Origin of the sequence: Synechococcus sp. CCY9202, from assembly GCF_034931685.1 — a bacterium.
Classification (GTDB): Bacteria; Cyanobacteriota; Cyanobacteriia; order PCC-6307; family Cyanobiaceae; genus CBW1002.
On record NZ_JAYGID010000144.1, the window covers coordinates 1 to 2,539 of the forward strand.

General features: G+C 52.0%; 2 protein-coding genes and 1 pseudogene. 1 reads left to right on the forward strand and 2 read right to left on the reverse strand.

Annotated elements, in window-relative coordinates; all coding sequences use genetic code 11:
* Positions 1-263: 263 nt before the first annotated feature.
* Positions 264-491, reverse strand: coding sequence for a helix-turn-helix domain-containing protein (locus tag VB777_RS17310; RefSeq protein ID WP_323250522.1), 228 nt, complete (start codon positions 489-491; stop codon positions 264-266).
* A gap of 242 nt (positions 492-733) precedes the next feature.
* Between VB777_RS17310 and VB777_RS17315 the strand changes: the two genes are divergently transcribed.
* Positions 734-2,377 carry a hypothetical protein gene (locus VB777_RS17315; RefSeq protein ID WP_323250524.1) on the forward strand — a complete coding sequence of 548 codons (1,644 nt, stop codon included), beginning with the start codon at positions 734-736 and terminating at the stop codon, positions 2,375-2,377.
* 42 nt (positions 2,378-2,419) lie between these two features.
* Here VB777_RS17315 and VB777_RS17320 read toward each other — a convergent pair.
* A pseudogene (locus tag VB777_RS17320) lies at positions 2,420-2,539 on the reverse strand (IS1595 family transposase); the annotation flags it as partial.

Sequence of the window (2,539 nt, forward strand, 5' to 3'; positions counted from 1 at the left end):
GGGATCCGCTCCTCGATCGAGACGTAGGAGAACAAGGAGCCGCTGCGCTCCTGCTGACCTCGCATCAAACCTGGGGCAGTTGACTCATTCTCGCAGAGGAAGCGGGGTTTTTCAGCAAACTCTTAAGGGCACCACGAAAAATCGGCCTTGTCGCGACCATTGGCCAATGCCGACGCCGGCCAGTACATGAGTCTCAATCGCTGCTTCCAAGGTAAATCGGTATTTTTCGTGGTGCCCCTATGTAGAATCACCGACTAACATCGCTATCCATCTTCGCGGCAGTAGGTGCTGAGCTCAATGGCGTTGAAGGCAGCGGTCTCCAGTACCACCGTGAACTTGTCGGCAGAACCCCAGCCTCCAGGGTCCTTGTGGGATGCCGGTACCACCTCCCCCTGCAATCGCCAGGTCTTCCTCCATTTGTAGAGGGTGATCACATGGATGCCCAACTCCTCTGAAATCCGGGTCACGCTCTGCCGGTTCGGCGGACTCATCCGCCTCCTGACATCAGCCCACTGCTTCGCAGAAGCCTTCGGCTAGACGGCCTCGCTGTAACGACGCATTGCTCTGCTCCATCAAGCCCCCGGGTTTGCGATTGAGAGGGTTGATATCTTTCCTGAACGCGGGGGGAATCCAATGCCTCTACCAATGACTACGGAGTGGATTGATGGCATGTGATAAAGATCACTGAAATGTTTGAGCCCAGTCACACCATAGGAATGCTGCGAACATGATCATGAATACGGAGGATTTCCTCTGCACAGCTCTCAACCCCACTTCCTTCTGGAGAATAACAATGCCAATTTGGAACAGACAAGATGTACTTATCTCTGCCTGGAAACGAGACTGGTATATGTTTTTGAAGAAGCGTTGCACCCAACGCATTTTGATTGTAACCGACACTTCGGGATCGTTTGACCTAGCAAACAGCACAGGTCTCACCGAGCTAATCCGCGTCTTGAAAGGCAGTGGAGATGTGCCTGCTGCCGTGCCTGCAATTGTGACAGAGGTATCGAAAGCATCAGGATTTAACTTTTCCACAGCATCTCCTGCCGTTACTACGGCTAACTACGATCAAGTCTGGCTGTTTGGATTCCGGTCCGGTGAGCCATCTTCCGACGCCAGCGAGATTCGTGTGCTCGCACAGTTTATGGAGAGTGGTGGCGGTGTATTTGCAACAGGTGATCACAGCACTATCGGTAATCCATTATGCGGCGCACTGCCTCGCATCCGAAAAATGCGCGAGTGGGTAGCCGTCCCAATGGGTGGGCCAACACGTATTGATACGGTCAACAATCCTGGAATCGATGGCGTTGCGCGCAGCTCTGATCAGGGTGATCACTTCCCGCAAACGATGTATCCATTACTTGATGCGAGCAGTGCACCTCATCCATTGCTACGTAGTCCAGCTGGAGCTATAAATGTCCTTCCAGACCATCCTCACGAAAGTGAATGCTATGCGCCGCGCGGTGCGAATATCACTGGCAATTTTTCAGTCGCTGGACTCGCGCCGTTTCCAGAGTTTCCAACTGTCGGTGGGTTAGAGCACGGCCCGCAGCTAGTTGCCATCTCCATGTCGGCAAGCTTGAACGTTGATCCGGGTAAGGGTGCAGTCAACCCGCGCTGCTTTGGCGCTATTTCCGCCTATGACGGGCATCTTGCTAACAAAGGTCGTGTTGTCTGCGATTCGACCTGGCATCACTTCGTCAACATGAATCTGAATGGCGCAGATTATGCCGGAGACGGTTTGCGCGAAGGTATGCCACTCATGGCAAACGCGGCGTACAAACAAATTCAGCGTTACTTTGCTAATATTGCAGACTACTTGACACCAAAGAACCGTAAGTGGTGCCGGGTCTTTGACATGATTGTGGTTGAACTCTTCGACTACCCCATTTGGGAAGAGATTATGGTGTTACCAGAACTATCTCGTCCTTTCCCGGATTTCCCACAATGGCCTCGTGCTATTGAACTTGGTAAGCTTATAAAGGCTTCTCTGAGTGAAAAATTTGGCAATGGGGCTTTTGACGGACTGATTGAGGATGTGCTAGACGTCGCGGAAACAGGCGAAGAAGTGCGATTCGCGATCAACAATAATTTGCGTCTACTCACGTCGCAAAATAAAGAGCGAAGCATGAAGCAATATGATGATCCAGTTGGAATCGAAGAGCTTAAGCTTGGATTAATCGGGCGCGTCTTTCTCGCACTGAAGGCGCAATTGCCCGATAACCCGGAAGAGCTTCCAAAGAGCGCCGAGCGTCTGCATGATTCCGGCGCCAAGCTGCTTGGCGAAATTGTAGCGAAGGGGCTTGCAGAAGGAATCAAATATCGTGAGATGCGCTATCGTCGAGACTTGGAACTCATTAACATACTACGCTAATGAACCTCGCAATAGAGGTGGGTAGGTCAAAACACTTCTTGATTAGGTAGCAAGCTCCGCTCTCCTGAGGAGACGCTCGGGACGTGCGGTGCAGATACAGACGGCATGAACCACCCGGTCTGTCATCGCCGAAAGATTGAAGCGCCGGTTGAAACGGTAAGT

Bases quoted from the DNA above. Each gene is read 5' to 3' on its own strand.
- VB777_RS17315 (WP_323250524.1), top strand. From the start codon at position 734: ATGAATACGGAGGATTTCCTCTGCACAGCTCTCAACCCCACTTCCTTC.
- VB777_RS17310 (WP_323250522.1), bottom strand. From the start codon at position 491: ATGAGTCCGCCGAACCGGCAGAGCGTGACCCGGATTTCAGAGGAGTTG.